This window comes from Candidatus Njordibacter sp. Uisw_039, assembly GCF_047730075.1.
Lineage (GTDB): Bacteria > Pseudomonadota > Gammaproteobacteria > Pseudomonadales > Balneatricaceae > Njordibacter.
The window spans coordinates 758,581-776,654 of record NZ_CP159831.1; the positions used below are offsets into that span (position 1 = coordinate 758,581).

Sequence of the window (18,074 nt, forward strand, 5' to 3'; positions counted from 1 at the left end):
ATATGAATGTAAATAGCGCAAACTCAATGCAGGGCATGATCAACCAGATGCGCATCATGGCCAGCCAATCACAGACACAGTCACCAGGTATTGGTGGTGTAAACCAAGCGGAAGGTGCTTCTAGCTTTGGCGAAGCATTATCTTCTAGCCTGAAATCTGTAAATGAAACTCAAATGACGGCAAAGAGCATGGCTGAGGCATATGACCGTGGCGCAGATATCCCTTTAGCAGACGTTATGTTAAGTATGCAGAAATCGTCTATGGCTTATCAGGCTACTCTACAGGTGAGAAACAAAGTGTTGTCCGCCTACCAAGACATCATGAAGATGCCAGTTTAACTTCTCAATAAATAACAATAACGACAAAGTTTTAGGATGATCCCATGGCAGAGACAACAATGAATCAAGCGGCATTACCACCAGGTGCAGTTAATCCTGGGCAATCCGTACCACAAGGTATATGGGCTGAATTTTTGGCGCAACCTGCTGTACGTCGTACCTTACCCTTAGCCGTTACTGTGTTTGCTTTGTTGGTGATGGTGATGGTGTACATGTCGTTAAATAAGGCAAGTTACCGACCATTATTTCCAGGCATGAGCGGGGTGGATCAGGCTGCCGCTTTTGAAAGCTTACAAAAAGCTGGTATGACGGTAGAAATTGATGCTGCCACTGGCTCCGTGAGTGTGCCTAATGATCTCTATCATCAGGCCAAAATGGTGTTGGCTAGCCAAGGTATACCTGCCACGTCTACAGATGGATTTGCCATGATCCGTGAACAGCAGTCTATGGGTACCAGCCAGTTTATCGAACAAAAGCGTTACCAATTAGCCATTGAAGAAGAATTGGCACATTCAATTAGCAGTATTCAAGCAGTACAAGCAGCCCGAGTGCACCTTGCAGTGCCTAAACAATCTGTATTTGTACGCGACCGTGTTGAACCAACCGCGTCGGTGATTTTGACCTTGGCTCAAGGGCGTCGTTTGTCTGAGGCCCAAGCTCAGGCCGTGGTGCACATGGTGGCTTCCAGTGTGCCCTACTTAGAGGCTCAAAATGTTTCTGTAGTGGACCAATTTGGTAATTTATTGGCAAATGATCAGGACTTAAGTGGCCTAGGTATGAGCGATAAGCAGTTAAGTTATCGTAATAAGCTGGAAAAAATGTACCAGCAACGTATTCAGTCATTGCTAGGCCCGTTGGTAGGTGCCAATAAGTTGCGTGCAGAAGTAAATGCCGATATGGACTTTACGGTGCAGGAAATGACGCAAGAGAATTTTAATCCCAATACTATTGCCATCCGAAGTGAACAGCTTAGTAAAGGGGAAGGCAGTCAATCGGGTGTCTCAGGTCAGGGTGTGCCTGGTGCCTTATCTAATGAGCCACCTTTAGATCCAGTTATGCAAGAAAATCAAACTGAAACAACTTCTGTGACTGAAAGTGGCTTGACGGGGGGAGATTCCTCAGGAGCTCTTAACCGTACGCGTAATTATGAAATCGACCGTACTATTCAGCATACCAAGCTTGCTACGGGTGAGCTACAACGGCTAAGTATCTCAGTGGTTATCGATGAACCGTTCATCACTAACGATGAAGGCGAACAGGTGCGCCAGCCGCTAACAGAAAATCAAATTGAACGCTTTCAAAGCCTAGTTAAAACAGCTGTCGGTTTTGATGACCAGCGTGGTGACAATGTGACTGTGTTGGGCATGGCATTTCAGATAGAAGCAGCAATTCCACCAACACCTATGTGGGAACAAACTTGGGCGCAGGATTTAGTGCGCCAAGTCTTGATAGCTCTGCTGGCTTTGATATTTATCCTAGTGGTGCTTAGGCCGGCAATTAAAAAGCTGGTGAGTGCTGAGGTGGTGGTTCAGGGCAGTGGTGCAGGTGTGCAATTTGGCCCTGATGGACAACCTCTTGCTGAGGCAGCTGAAGAAGAAGTAATGATTGAGGGTGAAACCTTAGAAGAAATGAAGGCGAGAATGCGCCCGAAGAAGTCTTCTGTATCCATGGATATGTTAGATACTGCCAACAGTTATGATGATAAAGTAGCGTTAATGCGCATGTTAGTTACAGAAGATTCTAAGCGCGTTGCTGGTGTCATGAGCAATTGGGTAAAGCAAGACCTTTAAGGTTTGCCAATACCACGGCGACAGCGAGTTTAGAGACGAGAAAGCACTATGGCTGATAAAAAAGAAAACAAAGAACCGACCATCGACTTAAAGGACGATGCGGAGTTTAAAACCTTATCCAAAACCCAAAAGACCGCTATTATTATGATGGTTTTGGGAGAGGAAGAGGCGGCGAACGTCATCATGCATCTACCACCGCGTGAAGTGCAGCATTTAGGTGCGGCTATGGTGTCTGTGGCTAACGTTTCGCAGGGCGCGGTAGATTTGGTGCTGGATGAATTTGTCTTGACCATGAAACAACAAACCAACCTGTCTATGGGCACCAGCGATTACGTACAACGAGTGCTGACCAAAGCCTTGGGTGAGGACAAAGCAGCCAGTGTGCTTAATCGAATTATTCCTACACAGGCAAGCGGCGGGTTAGACATCCTTAACTGGATGGACTCCCGGTCTATTGCCGAGATGATTCGTGGCGAACACCCACAAATAATTTCTATTATTATATCGTTCTTAGAGCATGAGCTAGCTGCCGACGTGCTGCACTATTTGCCAGAAGAGTTGCGCCCAGAAATTATTATGCGAGTGGCGCAGATGGAGACCATTCAGCCAGAAGCTTTAGAAGAGCTTGAGACCATCATGCAGAAACAGTTTACCAGCAACTCTGCAGTAAAGTCGTCCAATGTGGGTGGTGTAACGCAGGCGGCTAAGATCATGAACTTCACTAAGTCTGAAATGGAAACCAAAATCATGGGTGACCTCATGAATCGTGATGAAGACCTCACCACCCGCATTCAGGATAATATGTTTGTATTTGATAACCTTGAGGGCGTTGATGCTCGCAGTATTCAGGTACTTATTCGTAACATCGAATCAGATCAGCTGATGGTGGCCTTGAAGGGCGCTGATGATCTGGTTAAAGATAAGTTTTTGGAGAACATGTCTAAACGTGCTGGTGAGCTCTTCCTTGACGATATGGAGGCTAAAGGCCCCATGCGTATAAGTGAAGTGGAAGCAGCTCAAAAGGATATCCTTCGTACAGCGAGACGTTTGTCTGATGATGGTGAAATGATGTTAGGTGGTGGAGCTGATTTTGTCTGATAATGTAGTTATACATAGCCTTGCCGGCGATTATCAGGCGTGGGACACGCCCCTAGCCGGAGCTGGGGTCGATTTCTCTCCCTTCTTTTCTCTTACGTCGCCTGAGAAAATCCCACAAAAAGATGATTTTTCTCCAGCTGAAGTATCTGTAGTGAGCCAGGCTCAGGCAAAAAATGAAGATTGGCAGGTGTTTGATGCGCCCCATGAAGAAGCTAGTTTTTCTGCTGCTGTCGAAGATGGTGTTGGTGAATCACCACAAATGATGAGTGCCGGCCAAGCAGAAGGTTATGACGCCGGTTATCAAGACGGTTATGACAAGGGCTTTGCCTTGGGTCAGTCTGAAGGTGAAACTAAGGGTATTGAAGCTGGTCAGCAACAAACTCAGGCTTTAGAAGAGCAACGTAACCAAGACATGAAAGTGGCGTTAGGGCATTTAGCTCAAGTGACTGAGACTTTATCTGATGAATTACTTCAGCCCATGCAAACCTTGGCCTTGCACTTAGCCAAGCAGTTAGTGCGTGGTGAATTAAGTTTATCCTCAAAAGCTATTGAGCGTTTAATTATGCTGAGTATGGAACAGCTTCAAATTACCCAGTCTACTATCCAAGTACATATGAACCCCTTCGAATTTGAACGCTTGCAACAACATAATGGCTTGCCAGACCAGGTTGTATTACAGCCAAGTAAAGACGTGTCTATGGGCAGCGTTAAAGTAGAACACGCAGATAGTTGGGTGGAAGATTTAATGGAAGATCGTTTGGCCCAAATATCTCAGCAAGCATTTGGTTTTGTAGATAAAAAATTTGTTGATCCTATACAAGAGATTGAGCCAGAGATTGAGCCAGAGATCGAGTCAGAGATTGAACCTGAGATTAAGTCAGAGGTTGAGTCAGAGATTGAACCTGAGATTAAGTCAGAGATGGAGTCGGAGTTAAAACCAGAAATAGAATTAGAATCAGAAATGGAACCGAAAGATCTTCAAGACCTTTCGGCAGAGCCGGCACAAGAACAGGCTGAAGCGCCTGAGCTTAATGAGCAACAAGACACTGAACTTGCGACGGATGACTTGGAAGAAGTGCTTGAGGCCGATGCCTTGTTGACTGGTGTGCCAGATGAACATCTTAAGAGCCCTACTGAAGATGACTAGCTTAGCCGATAAGTTGTCTCAAAGCCTTGGGCAAGTTCAACTCCAGCACGCACGATCACAAGGTGTGTTGACGCGTGTGGTTGGGTTAACTTTGGAGGCCACTGGTGTGAACGCACCCGTGGGGTCCTACTGCGATATTATTGGCCCTAATGGGACAACACTCATGGCGGAAGTTGTGGGGTTTGGTGACGGCAAATTATTGCTAATGCCTTTTGGAAGTGTGCAGGGTATTGCTGCCGGTTTTAAAGTGAAGCCGCAATTGCAATCACAAAATACTGCTATGAGCAGGTCTATGCTAGGCCGTGTTTTAGATGGTATGGGCCAGCCACTTGATGGTGGACCAGATATTGTGGCAGAAGAATACCGCAGTATTTTGGGACAATCTATTAACCCACTGAAGCGCAGGCCTATTGATCAAGCTTTAGACGTAGGTGTGCGCAGTATTAACGCACTTCTTACGGTAGGTTGTGGCCAGAGATTAGGTTTGATGGCAGGTTCGGGTGTGGGTAAAAGCATCCTCATGGGCATGATGACACGATTTACTCAAGCGGAAGTGATTGTGATTGGTCTTATAGGCGAGCGTGGGCGAGAAGTTCAAGAATTTGTACTCGACTCATTGGGAGAAGAAGGACTTGCTCGCTCTGTAGTTGTTGCGGCCCCTGGTGATACGTCTCCGGTCACACGATTGCATGCAGCAAGGCTGGCCACCACCATTGCAGAATTTTTTAGAGACCAAGGCAAGTCAGTTTTGTTATTAATGGACTCTATTTCCCGGGTGGCACAGGCGCAACGTGAAATTGGCTTGGCTGTTGGCGAGCCACCTACCACTAAGGGCTACCCGCCCTCGGTGTTTACCCTAATTCCCAATTTAATGGAGCGAGCCGGCAATGGGCACGAAGACAGCCAGGGTGCTATTACTGCTTTTTATACAGTATTGGCAGAAGGCGATGATCAGCAAGACCCAGTAGTTGACGCAGCTCGATCTGTATTAGACGGGCATATTGTGCTGAGCCGTGAGTTAGCCAGCGTTGGTCATTACCCGGCCATAGATATTAATCAATCTATTAGCCGTTTAGCTCCAGCGCTACAGGGCCTAGGACAAAAGCAGGCTGGCCAACAGCTACGCCAGTGGCTAAACAGCTACGCTGATAATAAAGATTTAGTCACCGTGGGCGCTTATCAGGCAGGAAAAAATATTCTTTTAGACCAAGCGTTAGATAAAAAGCTAGATATGGATCGATTCTTGCAACAAGGAATGCATGACTCGTGTGATATGGCAACGAGCTTGGATCATTTACAAATCCTTGCGCAACCGCCACAACACGAATTCCAGCAATCGGAAACCCTGCAGGCCATGCCTTAACGACACGTTAATGCTGCGTCGGCAGCATAAAGCGGAGTAGGATTATGACTATCAGCAAAATGGATCGATTTGCCAGTTTGGGTAAAATACAGTACCAACAATACCAGCAAGCACTCGAAAGCGAGCAGCAGGTTAGGGAGATGATTGAAAGCATTGACGCTTCGGTAGCTCAAGTACGCCAATACCAACAAGACTATCAACAAGACTTAATCAACTTGCAAGAAGGCACTAGTACCACTGAGAAGCTGGTGCGAACGCGAAAGTTTTTACAGCAGTTAATGCAAATGGAAGTGGATCAATTGCGCCAACGCCAAGATCTGGATCAGAAGTTGCAGCACGCACAGGCCCACACCATGCTCAAGTTACAAAAGTCTCGTATGAGTGACAAGCTTACAGAGAAGGCACACGTAGAGCAGCTGGCGGCAAACAAAGCCCTGGATACAAAACAAATGGATGCCCTTGCCACACAAATGTATAATCGCAGTTAACTAATGTGCATTGGAGCGATTCTTGCATAGTATTATGTGACAATGCTGAAGAATAGCTGATTATGGCTATTCTGACGAATAACTGACACTAGTGCAGGCTGATTATTATGGCTCAAATAGATTTGCTAAGTTTACTTAAAGCGACCGGCGCCCCCAGCGCAGCTGGTGCTGGCTCGAACTTGGCAGCTAAATCTACCACCTCTGCAGGCTTGTTTGAACAGATTTTAAGCGGCCAGACGGGCGGAGCTGCGCCAGCAATACCAGGTGGCAATGGCCTGCCAGCCGGCAACAGTTTGCCGACTAATGCCATGTCTATGTTGCAACAGACGCAGTCTTCGCAGCAACTTCTAGCCACTCTATCCCCACAACAACAATCGCAAATTGATGATCTGAGCTTTATTACTCAATTGCAACCTGTGATAGACATGCCGCAGACTCCAGTAGCGGCGGCCGTATCGCAGTTTGCCGATAGTAAGGTAGATTTTTCTGATCAACAATTGCAAGACTTAGCTACTCAGTTAGGTATAGACCCTGCCATCGCGAGTTTAGTCCTTCAAAGCACGGTAAAGCCAGCGACAAACGGTGGATCTCTTAACGCTCAAACTAGTGCCGCCATAGGCATGGGCTTTAAGCCAGGTCAAGCTCAAGTAGTTGCAACAACAAACGTACTTGATGCTGCGGCAGAGACGACAGTAAAAGTTTTGGCTCAACCGCAAGTGCAAGTTCAGCCACAGGTTCCGGCTCAAGTTCAGCCACAGGTTCCGGTTCAAGTTCAACCACAGGTTCCGGTTCAAGTTCAACCACAGGTTCAGGCTCAAGTTCAACCACAGGTTCAGGCTCAAGTTCAGCCACAGGTTCAGGCTCAAGTTCAGCCACAGGTTCAGGCTCAAGTTCAGCCACAGGTTCAGGCTCAAGTTCAGCCACAGGTTCAGGCTCAAGTTCAGCCACAGGTTCCGGTTCAAGTTCAGCCACAGGTTCCGGTTCAAGTTCAGCCACAGGTTCAGGCTCAAGTTCTGCCACAGGTTCCGGCTCAAGTTCAGCCACAGGTTCCGGTTCAAGTTCAGCCACAGGTTCCGGCTCAAGTTCAGCCACAGGTTCAGCCACAGGTTCAGCCACAGGTTCAGCCACAGGTTCAGCCACAGGTTCAGGTTCAAGTTCAAGTTCAAGTTCAGCCCCCTCTCCAAGGTCAACCACAGGCTGCCACTAGTGCGCAGGCACTGGCTACTCGATCGTTAGATTCACTACCGCTAAATGATGCAGATGTCATTAAGGTGCGCAGCCAACATAGCACCGCGGCTGCCAATACGGCGGCTGCTAGCAGCACTGCGTCTCCTGGAGGCACACCCTCAGCGCTAGCTTTAACACCACAAGTAGCGACTCAATCATTTTTACAGCAACGCCAAACTGGTGCTGTTAGTCAGGTGCCTGACAAAAAAACGCAGTTAGCAAACTCCATTAATAAAGTGTTAACACAGACCAAAGCTAAAGCGGCTTCAGCTACTGGCTCTAACGCCGCCACAACATACGCCGCCATTACACTTGCGCCATCATTGGTGCAAAAGTTAGACCAGTTAACAGGGCGTGCTTCAGCAGCCACTAACGCCACGAATTCACTGGAATCACAGGCTCTAGGCAGTTACACTGGGGCCAACTTTAAGGCTGCATCATCATTAGCTAATGTGCCCACTGCGGTGGGTGTCGTTCTGAGTTCAGACGCAGCTACTATGGACCTAGGCCAACGCTTCACTAGCCTTATGCAAGGTGACAGCTCAGCTCAACTGGCGGCACGCCAAATGCAGGATCAATTGGGCCAACAACTGCACCGCATGGTTAAGGAAGGACGTTGGCAAGCCAACTTATCCCTAAATCCGGCGCGTTTGGGGCAAGTGAGTATTAACTTGGTAATGGAAGATGGCGTGTTACAGACTCAGCTTTTAAGTGCTAACGCAGGAGTGCGTGAACTGCTTGAATCAAGCTTACCCCGACTTAAGGAGCAGCTTGAAGATAGTGGCTTACAATTGTCAGGTGTGTCTGTAGGCAGCGATAATAGAGGCCAACAACAAGCCCGTGGCGAAGAGCCTGATTGGCAATTGAGTCAAACCGTAAGAAATTCCAACGAAGAACAAACTCCAATGGGTGCGGCAAATAATCGCAGTAACCATGATGGTGATATAGATACCTTTGCTTAGTCGGTAAAGACTAAGTAACCCACATTTTAGAAGTTAAGAAGGAAGGCTAACCATGGCAGACGAAGAAGTAGTAGAAGGCGAAGAAAAGAAGAAAGGTGGCTTAGTTAAAGTTTTGCTATTTGTCATCATTGGTATTTTACTTATTGCTATGAGTATTGGTGGCACCCTGTTCCTAACGGGAGCTTTTGATGCAAAGCCTATAGTAGTAGATGAAGATGGTAATGTTATTACCCAAGAAGTTACTGCTGAAGGTGTTGAAGGTGCTGAAGGTGCTGAAGGGGTTGATCCTAACGTTCCTAAACCTTTAGACAAGGTATCTAAAGAAATGCCAGAAGGTCAGAAATTCGATCAACTCTACAATGAGATGGAGCGTTCGTTTACGGTTAATCTGTCGGGCAGTAAGCAGTTTTGTCAGTTTACTATGGGCTTTATGACCCATTATGACCAACGTGTTGTAGATAACGTATACAAACATGAACTGGCTGTTCGTTCAGCCATCATCATGGAAGTGTCTACTTACAACAAGGATCAGTTAGCCACCGTGACCGATAAACAAAAACTGGCCAACGCCATTAAAGCGCGCATGAACCAAGTTTTAATTGGCTATGAAGACTTTGGTGGCATCGAAGAAGTATTCTTTACCGAGTTTGTAATTCAGTAAACTAGGAGTTTGGGCAGTATGAGTGACAATGAACTACTCTCAGAAGAAGAAATTCAAGCTTTGGTCAAGTTGGGCGAAAGCGATGAGGGCGAAGCCTATAACTTAGACGCGGAAACAGAAGAGTACGACATTGCGAGTGAAGACAGTACTTTAACGTCTCACTTGGGCTCATTGGATATGATCAACGAGCGTTTTGCGCGTTTGTTCCGTATTAGCTTAAAAAGTTTATTGCGCTATCAGCCGAAAATTGAAGCTCAGCCAGTAGATGTGGAACGTTTTTCCGCCCACATGGCGAGCCTCACTACGCCCATTTCTTTAAACGTGGTTAAGATCCCACCCTTGCGTGGTTCCATGTTAATTGTTATTGACCCACAATTGATTTTTAACTCACTTGATAGTTTTTTTGGTGGCGCAGGTTCTCATACAGAAATATCAGGCATTAGGGATTTTACACCCACAGAGTACCGTATTATCCAAATGATCCTGCAACGAGTGTTTCAAGACATGAAAGCGGCTTGGGCTCCGATGTACACGGTGGCTTTTGAGTTTATTAACTCCGAAGTAAACCCGCAATTCACTAGTATTGTAGAAGAAAATGATTTGGTGATTATTAATAAGTTCAATATTGATATGGCCCACGACATTAATGGCAGCATACAAATAATTTACCCCTACGCAGCCATGAAGCCTATTCGTGATCTGTTACGCAACCAGGTGATTGGTGATAGTGATATTGATGATGAGCGAATTTGGAATAACTATCTTAAGGTGGCTATTGAAGACGTTGATTTGGATATAAAGTCTGATCTTGCTAACCCTCAAATTAACTTGTTAGAGCTACGTAAGCTTAAAGTAGGTGATGTTATTCCGATTAAAATGCCGGAAACTGTAACTGTTACATCGGAAGGTATTCCCCTGTTTAGTGGCGTGTATGGCAGTTCTAATGGTCATGCCGCTGTGAAAATTATGGGTGAAGTGAAGATGGACGATTATGAAGTAGACTTATGGGACTAAAGTGTCTCTAATAGTAGATAAATAGAGGAAATACCCGTGAGCGAAGAAGAATTAGCCCCGGCTGCCTTGTCCACCTTTGAGGACGAGCTAGACCTAGATATATTACAAAACATTCCCGTAGTTTTGTCTGCGGAAGTGGGTCGTTCAACGCTAAAAATTAAAGATTTGTTGCGCTTGAGCGAAGGTAGTGTGGTTGAATTTGACCGCCTAGCTGGAGAGTCCATTGATGTATGTGTTAATAATACCATTATTGCTAAAGGTGAAGTTGTGGTGGTCAATGAGCGTTATGGTATCCGATTGACCCAAGTGCTTGATGCTGCTGACCGTATACGCAAAATTTAAGGCCTATTTATGTTAGGTGATACCCAGTTGTTGTTGCAGTCTATAGGCAGCTTGTTGCTGGTATTGGCCATTTTGCTGGCCATGGTATTTGCTGCGCGATGGTTTATGCAGCGGCGGCCTCAAGGTGGGCGTCGACTTAGATTTGTAGAAGCTATGGCATTAGGTAACCGCGATAAATTGTTACTTGTAGAAGTGGATGGCAGATCCCTTCTATTGGGAGTCACTGCACACAATATTCGTCTATTAGCTGAGCTTGATGCTCAAGAAGGCGATCCTTCCTCACTAGGCCCCCGAGAAGGTTCTGTATCAGAGCCCGCTCGTTCAGGTTTATCCCAGCAGTTTTCTCAATTGCTGGGTCGACACACTCAAACTGTAAAACACAAGGACACGTTATGAGCATGAGGCGCGCCATAGGCTGGTTGCCAGCTATCAGTATGTTGTTATTGATGGCTATTGCACCTCAAGTCAGCGCAGCCGATAGCTTTATACCTGGTGTGGTTGTTGAAACCAATGCTGATGGCCAGCAAGAGTACAGTTTAACACTGCAAATTCTAGCGTTAATGACATTACTTACAATGCTGCCAGCATTGTTGTTGATGATGACCTCTTTTGCCCGCATTATTATCGTTTTGTCGATATTGCGACAAGCTTTAGGTACCAACCAAACTCCACCTAATCAGGTGTTGTTGGGTTTAGCGCTATTTTTAACGTTGTTTATTATGGCCCCTGTATTTACCCAAATAAATGATGAAGCTATTCAACCGTATCTAAACGATCAGTCTGACTTTATGCAGGCCTTTGAAGTAGCTCAGCAGCCCTTACGTGAATTTATGCTGAAACAAACCCGTGAATCCGACATTGAACTGTTTGCACAAATCTCAGGCCAACAAGAACTTGATGGGCCAGAGACCGTGCCTATGCAATTGTTGATACCCGCCTTCTTAACTAGCGAATTAAAAACTGCATTCCAGATTGGGTTTTTATTGTTTGTGCCGTTTGTGGTGATCGATTTAGTGGTTGCTAGTGTGCTTATGTCCATGGGTATGATGATGTTATCGCCGATGATGATTTCATTGCCGTTTAAAATCATGATGTTTGTGCTGATAGATGGCTGGGCTTTGATATTAGGTACCTTAGCCAGTAGTTTTTATACCTGACGTGGAGGTTGATGATGGATCAAGGTACTGTATTAGATATTGGCCGAGAGGCCTTGTTAGTTACCGCAACTATTGCAGGCCCCATGCTCGGGATAGCGCTAGTGGTGGGCTTGCTCATTGGTATTGTGCAAGCGGCGACATCGATTAACGAAATGACTTTAAGTTTTATTCCTAAGTTAGTGGCCTTGGTGTTAGTGCTGTATCTGTTTGGATCTTGGCAAATCACTGTGCTGACTGACTTTGCTTCTCGTTTAATTGAACGTATACCAGGTATTATTGGTTAACTATGTTTGCCGTTTGGGATGACGTACTAGCGTTGCTTTACACCTTCTTGTGGCCCATGACACGGATTAGCGCGTGCCTCCTTGCTACCCCTATATTCTCGGCAATGAGCGTTAACACCACGATACGTATCAGCTTGGCTTTGGTTCTTACTATTCTCATTTACCCGTTACATGATTGGCCCATCGTTGATGTACTGTCTGGCGCAGGCTTGGTGATGCTTATGGAACAGGTGGTCATTGGGGTGATGATGGGGCTGATATTACAAATTGTGTTCGCCGCAGTAAGCGCTGCGGGCGAATTTATTGCTCTGTCCATGGGTTTGGGTTTTGCCATGATGGTGGATCCTAACAGTGGTGTGCAAACTCCTGTCATATCTCAACTTTTTGTGATACTCGGAACCTTAGTGTTTGTCTCCATTGGTGGCCATCTCATTCTTATTGAGCTATTGCTCGATAGCTTCCGCTTGTGGCCTATTGGGGAACCTCAGTTAGAAATGGCAATGGTTTGGGATGTATTGCAGTGGTCTGTGTTGTTGTTTAGTGGCGCGGCCATGATTGCACTACCAGCAATGGTTGTTTTATTACTCACTAACAGTGCCATAGGCGTGATCTCTAGGGCTGCGCCCAGCTTAAATGTATTTGCTGTAGGCTTTCCTTTAACTTTGTTAATGGGCATTATGGTTTTGATTGTATTGTTACCTAGCTTTATGGGTAACGTACAAAACTTATGGTTTCAGGCGTTTCAGCAGATACGCCTGTTATTGGGTGTGGGCTAGCCATGGCTGAAGACAGCTCCCAGGAAAAAACCGAACAACCCACGGCTAAAAAGCTTGAAAAGTCACGTGAAGACGGGCAGGTGCCGCGATCAAAAGAGCTTTCCATGGCTATTATGATGGTGCTGGGTTCGGCCTTTTTGCTGATGACGGGCGGAACCATTATTGATGATATTTCGCAAATGCTAAGCTCTGCTTTGACCATTGATCGTGCCTTGATAATGGATACCAGCCTTTTACCAAGTGTTTTTCTAGGCACTTTAGTTGAAGGCATTCTCTCGGTAATGCCTTTTTTCGTGCTCACCTTAATATTGGCGTTAATTACCCCTGCTCTGATTGGAGGCTGGTTATTTTCTACCAAAGCTATTGGTTTTAAGGCTAGTAAGCTCAACCCACTTTCGGGCCTCAAGCGTATGCTGGGCACCCAAGCCCTTATGGAACTGACGAAGGCTTTAGTTAAATTCATTTTAGTGGCTGGTATTGGCTATTTAGTGATTGCTTCACAAACTGACCATCTTTTGGCCTTGGCGCAAATGCCTTTGGGTAGGGCATTCCAAGAGGGGGGTAAGATTTTAGTATGGGCCTTTTTCTACATCTGTTTGTCGTTGTTGGTGATCGCTGCAATTGACGTGCCTTATCAGATATACAGCCATACTGAAAAGCTGAAGATGTCGATGCAAGACATCAAAGACGAAATGAAAGAGATGGAAGGTCGTCCCGAAGTGAAGGCTCAGGTGCGTCAGCGGCAGCGCGAAATGGCTATGGGTCGAATGTTAGATGACGTGACGAATGCTGACGTTGTAATCACTAACCCTCAGCATTTTGCCGTGGCGTTGGTGTATGACCAAGCAGGCTCTGGTGCGCCGGTTGTTTTAGCTAAGGGGCAAGGCGAAATGGCTGCACGTATACGAGAATTGGCTGAAACAGAAAGTGTGCAAATATTACGTATGCCTTTGTTGGCTAGGGCGCTATATTTTACCAGTGAAATTAATGAAGAGATCGAAGAAGGTTTATTTGTTGCTGTGGCCCAAGTGCTCGCCTATGTTTATCAACTCAGCTCAGTGACTCCAGGCGTACCACGACCTTTGCAGCCAAACCCCGATGTGCCTGCCGATTTTCGTTATAACGAAGATGGTGAAGCCATATAAGGTTATGCTTTTTAGCTATAAGAGTGACGATGTGGTTATATAAGGTTATACTATCCTCAAAAGGAAGTATTGCTCTGCAGGGACATAATGTAAAACACTGGAGTACTTGCTGTTGAAGAAAGGCATTGAGGTTAATAAAGATTTATTTAAACGGGTTTTGAACACCAAAAAAACGCGTGAATATACTGTTTCTGAACCTACAGAAAGTACCAATAAATATCAAGCCGAGGCAGACTTTGTCGCCAGTCAAAAGCGCATATCCAATACCAAAGGCCAAGAAAGTGAACTAGCCAAAGATTGGGATCGTTTTTACGCCAAGGGTGATCGAAAGACTGCTCAACCAAATGCCAACTCTGCCACACCTGCTAAAACACGAAAGCTTACCGCTGCCCAAAGATCTCAAATAGAAGCCTATAATCTGTCGCAAAAAAAGGCCTTAAGCTCGACGTCTGCTTCTATAGTCTCCGAAGCCTCTTCCAATGCCCCCGCAGCGTCTCAAGCTAAGTTAGAAGGGCGTCGGCCTTCTGGTGTGGGTTCTGCTAGTTTACCGGGGGAGGAATATAACGCTGGGTCGGCAGGCCAAGCACAGATGGGTCATCATGCAGACGCTAAAGCAGGGGCTGCTAGCCTCACTGGAGAGGATGTTAGTGAGTTGGCTGCTGGTCACGCGAAGATGGGTCATCATGTCGACGGTAACGCAGGGTTTGCTAGGTTAGAAGGTGACGAACCCACTGAAGTGGAAGTTGGCAATGTTGCAATGGGCCATCATACTGGTGTCAACGCTGAATTTGTTACGTTAGAAGGTGAAACTGGCGCTGAAATGGGTGCAGGCAACGCCGCCATGGGTCACCATGCCGAAGTGGATGCAGGCAACGCCGTAATGGGTCACCATGCAGAAGTGGATGCAGGCAACGCCGTAATGGGTCACCATGCAGAAGTGGATGCAGGCAACGCCGTAATGGGTCACCATGCTGAAGTGGGTGCAGGCAACGCCGCGATGGGCCACCATACCGATGTGCAAGCAGCACCTGTGGGCTTATATGGAGAAACGGAACATCAAGCTGCAGTGACGCAAGCTAACATGGGTCACCAGAAAAGCAAGGAGGCCAGTGAAGATCATCTGGAGGGTCGTGATCCTACTTCGACTTCCCAAGTGAATTTAGCGGGTGTAGCCGCTCTTTCAACACCGCAGCCATCAACCCCTATGAAGGATGTTGAAGACGCTGTGCAGGACGAAGAAAATCAAGAATCTGCATCATCTGGCAGATTAGCTAAAAAAATGTCTAAGATTCGCTCACAATCTGCCGATATAACTACTGATAGCGAAGCGTTACAAGAACGCAACGACAAACCCTAGCCTGCATTTCCCCTGTAGGCTTTGGATCGACTGAGATGTGAAGCTTATGAGCGACCAAGATACAGACAAAAACCAAGAAAAAAATGAAGCCGAAGTGGCTTTGGATATTGAACTGGTGTCCGTCGAAGAAGCTGAAGAAGAAGCAGCACAATCCCGTGGTCAAGTTGATCCTGAACAAGGCAAAATCGAACAGGAGCTGGCTGAGCAAATGTCTGAGGTGCTAGATCAAGCTGAGTTTGAGGCAGAAGAAGAGATAGAAGTTGAGCAAGATAGTAGTCCTGAGCCGGCGGTAGAAGAAGAACCGGAAGTTATAAAAGCCAAACCACCCACACTAAAGACTAAGGCGGAAAAAGTAGTCGAAGATGACGACGTTATGCTATTTGATGGCGATGACGATTTGTTAGAAGAGAATGCTCCAGGTGTTGTAGAAAACCAAGTTGAACTAGAAGGTGATGATGGTTTCATTGTCAATGATGACAATGAAATGGATGCTGGCGACAAGGTGTCTAAAGAAAAAATGGCCAGTGCATCAGACATAGAAGGCCTAACAGAAATTGTTTTAGATGCCGCTGGTGCAGCCAATGAAGCTGCCCACTCTACCAACCAGTCCATACACATGTTGTTAGGTAGTGTAACTACCATTAACAAGATGGCTAAGAATTTACGTAAAACCAATAGCTACCTGCTTGGTTTTATAATCTCCCTAGGTGTTGTAGGCCTAATGAGCGGCGCTGCAATGCTCTATGTGCTACAGAGTGCTGTAAAAGATGCCACTGCAATAAGTATCGCAATGGGCAGCAAACTGGTGCAATTTGAAAAACAAATGGACCGGGTTAACCTGATAGAGGCCCAGCTTATTGATGTGGCAGACGTTAACCACCAACTGGGCCAAAGTGTAGAACAGGTAATGTACTACCTCAAGCAAGTTGGCACCGATTCGCAGCAAGCTGCGTCAAAACAGTCAATAGAAAATCAGCTGATGTTGGGTAGCGTTAACGAACAAATTCTCACTAGTTTCGAGGACTTGCAAAACACCACCAAAGCACAGCAGGGCGTATTAACACAGTTGAAAAAGCGCATTGACGGTTTGCAAATGCAAATGAAAAAGATTCAAAACCAAGACCTAGTAGGCAAAATGAAAGCTTTAATAGCCTTAGAACAAGGGCGTTATTTTGAGCTGGAGCAGGCCAAATTAGCCTTGCAGACGGCTCAGCTTGAGGCTAAAGAAAAAGCTGAAACACCACCAGTTGAAGACACATATATCACCTTTGGTGTTAAGTCGGAATAGTGTGTATAACCCACATAGTAATGCTGCAACGGCGGGTTATGTGGTCTAAAAGCTGAGTTCAAGGACATAAGGGGTTATAATAGAACCATCTGTTTAGGCCAAATTAGGACCCTACCATGAGCATTATTCGCCAACATGATCTAATTGATAGCGTCGCAGACGCTTTACAATTTATTTCTTATTACCATCCATTGGACTTTATACACGCTGTCCATGAAGCTTACCTGCGTGAAGAATCTAAAGCGGCCAAGGATGCGATGGCACAAATTCTAATTAATTCACGCATGTGTGCAGAAGGTAAACGTCCCCTATGTCAGGACACTGGCATCGTTACGGTGTTTGTAGAAGTTGGCATGGATGTGCAATGGGACGCAGAGCTGAGTTTAGAAGACATGATTAACGAAGGGGTAAGGCGTGCCTATTTACACCCAGATAACAAGTTGCGTGCCTCTATTTTGGCCGACCCCGCCGGTAGCAGAACCAATACCAAAGACAACACGCCTGCAGTCATTCATACCTCTATCGTTAAAGGTGATCGGGTTGATATTCAGTTAGCTGCTAAAGGTGGCGGTTCCGAAAACAAAAGTAAAATGGTTATGCTAAATCCGTCTGATAGCATTGTCGACTGGGTATTAAAGACCGTACCTACTATGGGGGCTGGCTGGTGTCCTCCTGGTATGCTGGGGCTAGGGATAGGAGGCACGACCGAAAAAGCCGCACTACTGGCTAAAAAGTCTTTAATGGATCCAGTAGATATTCATCAACTCCAGGCTCGCGGTGCCAGCAATACGGCCGAAAAGCTACGCCTAGAATTGTTTGATGCTGTGAATAGCTTAGGTATTGGGGCTCAGGGCCTGGGTGGCTTAACCACCGTGCTAGACATTAAGGTAATGGATTATCCTACCCACGCAGCTTCTTTACCCGTGTGTATGATTCCTAACTGTGCAGCTACTCGTCATGCGCATTTTGTACTGGATGGCAGTGGTCCGAGTTTACAAACACCGCCGAGTTTAGATGATTACCCAGACATTGCGTGGGATGTGGGCGCGGGTGCGAGAAAAGTTAACTTAGATACGGTGTCCCCCACAGACGTATTAACGTGGCAGCCTGGGGAAACTTTATTGTTGTCAGGCAAGATGCTCACAGGGCGTGATGCTGCTCATAAAAAAATGATCGAAATGATGGCTCAGGGAGATCCACTACCTGTAGATCTAAAAGGTCGTTTTATTTATTACGTTGGTCCAGTAGACCCTGTTAGAGACGAAGCTGTGGGGCCGGCAGGGCCCACCACGGCTACCCGTATGGATAAATTCACTAGCACTATGCTAGAAAAAACAGGTTTGTTGGGCATGATTGGCAAGGCCGAACGGGGTCAAGTGGCTATTGATGCTATTAAAGAGCATAAGGCCGTTTATTTAATGGCAGTGGGCGGTGCTGCATATTTGGTGTCCAAAGCCATTAAGAGCGCTGAAGTTGTGGCATTTGCAGAGCTAGGCATGGAAGCGATTTATGAATTTGACGTAGAAGACATGCCAGTGACCGTGGCTGTTGATGCTGGTGGTACCTCGGTACACCGAACAGGGCCAGCGCAATGGTACGACATTATCCAAGCTCGGCAAATTAACTAATGTGGACCA

The 18,074-nt window shown here is 46.3% G+C and carries 18 protein-coding genes; all 18 read left to right on the forward strand.

From position 1 onward, the window contains the following. Nucleotides 1-2: 2 nt before the first annotated feature. Entirely contained in the window at nucleotides 3-338 is a 336-nt protein-coding gene (gene fliE / locus ABXT70_RS03620) for a flagellar hook-basal body complex protein FliE (protein WP_443641816.1), read from the forward strand. Between the two features lie 44 nt (nucleotides 339-382). Beyond that, complete coding sequence (fliF, locus tag ABXT70_RS03625) at nucleotides 383-2,128, forward strand: flagellar basal-body MS-ring/collar protein FliF (protein WP_443641817.1); 1,746 nt, start codon at nucleotides 383-385, stop codon at nucleotides 2,126-2,128. A 48-nt stretch (nucleotides 2,129-2,176) separates the two neighbouring features. Beyond that, entirely contained in the window at nucleotides 2,177-3,226 is a 1,050-nt protein-coding gene (gene fliG / locus ABXT70_RS03630) for a flagellar motor switch protein FliG (protein ID WP_443641818.1), read from the forward strand. After that, a complete protein-coding gene (locus ABXT70_RS03635; RefSeq protein WP_443641819.1) occupies nucleotides 3,219-4,373 on the forward strand; it encodes a FliH/SctL family protein in 1,155 nt (384 codons plus the stop codon). Before fliG ends, ABXT70_RS03635 begins: the two co-directional genes overlap by 8 nt. Next, a complete protein-coding gene (locus ABXT70_RS03640; RefSeq protein ID WP_443641820.1) occupies nucleotides 4,339-5,736 on the forward strand; it encodes a FliI/YscN family ATPase in 1,398 nt (465 codons plus the stop codon). Before ABXT70_RS03635 ends, ABXT70_RS03640 begins: the two co-directional genes overlap by 35 nt. Nucleotides 5,737-5,780: 44 nt before the next feature. Continuing rightward, complete coding sequence (locus tag ABXT70_RS03645) at nucleotides 5,781-6,224, forward strand: hypothetical protein (protein WP_443641821.1); 444 nt, start codon at nucleotides 5,781-5,783, stop codon at nucleotides 6,222-6,224. A gap of 107 nt (nucleotides 6,225-6,331) precedes the next feature. Beyond that, nucleotides 6,332-8,413: a flagellar hook-length control protein FliK gene (locus ABXT70_RS03650; protein ID WP_443641822.1), complete on the forward strand. Its 2,082-nt coding sequence runs from the start codon at nucleotides 6,332-6,334 to the stop codon at nucleotides 8,411-8,413. A gap of 52 nt (nucleotides 8,414-8,465) precedes the next feature. Continuing rightward, a complete protein-coding gene (locus ABXT70_RS03655) occupies nucleotides 8,466-9,074 on the forward strand; it encodes a flagellar basal body-associated FliL family protein (RefSeq protein WP_443641823.1) in 609 nt (202 codons plus the stop codon). An 18-nt stretch (nucleotides 9,075-9,092) separates the two neighbouring features. Beyond that, nucleotides 9,093-10,088 carry a flagellar motor switch protein FliM gene (gene fliM, locus ABXT70_RS03660; protein ID WP_443641824.1) on the forward strand — a complete coding sequence of 332 codons (996 nt, stop codon included), beginning with the start codon at nucleotides 9,093-9,095 and terminating at the stop codon, nucleotides 10,086-10,088. 36 nt (nucleotides 10,089-10,124) lie between these two features. Then, entirely contained in the window at nucleotides 10,125-10,430 is a 306-nt protein-coding gene (fliN, locus tag ABXT70_RS03665) for a flagellar motor switch protein FliN (RefSeq protein WP_443641825.1), read from the forward strand. Between the two features lie 9 nt (nucleotides 10,431-10,439). Continuing rightward, nucleotides 10,440-10,826, forward strand: a complete 387-nt coding sequence (gene fliO / locus ABXT70_RS03670; protein WP_443641826.1) for a flagellar biosynthetic protein FliO — start codon at nucleotides 10,440-10,442, stop codon at nucleotides 10,824-10,826. Continuing rightward, on the forward strand, nucleotides 10,823-11,587 hold the full coding sequence (gene fliP, locus ABXT70_RS03675; protein ID WP_443641827.1) for a flagellar type III secretion system pore protein FliP: 765 nt from the start codon (nucleotides 10,823-10,825) through the stop codon (nucleotides 11,585-11,587). Before fliO ends, fliP begins: the two co-directional genes overlap by 4 nt. Before the next feature lie 11 nt (nucleotides 11,588-11,598). Continuing rightward, complete coding sequence (fliQ, locus tag ABXT70_RS03680; protein ID WP_443641828.1) at nucleotides 11,599-11,871, forward strand: flagellar biosynthesis protein FliQ; 273 nt, start codon at nucleotides 11,599-11,601, stop codon at nucleotides 11,869-11,871. A 2-nt stretch (nucleotides 11,872-11,873) separates the two neighbouring features. Then, nucleotides 11,874-12,647: a flagellar biosynthetic protein FliR gene (fliR, locus tag ABXT70_RS03685; RefSeq protein WP_443641829.1), complete on the forward strand. Its 774-nt coding sequence runs from the start codon at nucleotides 11,874-11,876 to the stop codon at nucleotides 12,645-12,647. Nucleotides 12,648-12,649: 2 nt separating this feature from the next. Then, nucleotides 12,650-13,792, forward strand: a complete 1,143-nt coding sequence (flhB, locus tag ABXT70_RS03690; protein WP_443641830.1) for a flagellar biosynthesis protein FlhB — start codon at nucleotides 12,650-12,652, stop codon at nucleotides 13,790-13,792. Between the two features lie 112 nt (nucleotides 13,793-13,904). Continuing rightward, nucleotides 13,905-15,149, forward strand: coding sequence for a hypothetical protein (locus ABXT70_RS03695; protein ID WP_443641831.1), 1,245 nt, complete (start codon nucleotides 13,905-13,907; stop codon nucleotides 15,147-15,149). Nucleotides 15,150-15,195: 46 nt separating this feature from the next. Next, nucleotides 15,196-16,437 (forward strand): hypothetical protein, encoded by a 1,242-nt coding sequence (locus ABXT70_RS03700; RefSeq protein WP_443641832.1) that lies wholly within the window; start codon nucleotides 15,196-15,198, stop codon nucleotides 16,435-16,437. A gap of 116 nt (nucleotides 16,438-16,553) precedes the next feature. Beyond that, nucleotides 16,554-18,065 carry a fumarate hydratase gene (locus tag ABXT70_RS03705; RefSeq protein WP_443641833.1) on the forward strand — a complete coding sequence of 504 codons (1,512 nt, stop codon included), beginning with the start codon at nucleotides 16,554-16,556 and terminating at the stop codon, nucleotides 18,063-18,065. Nucleotides 18,066-18,074: the final 9 nt, after the last annotated feature.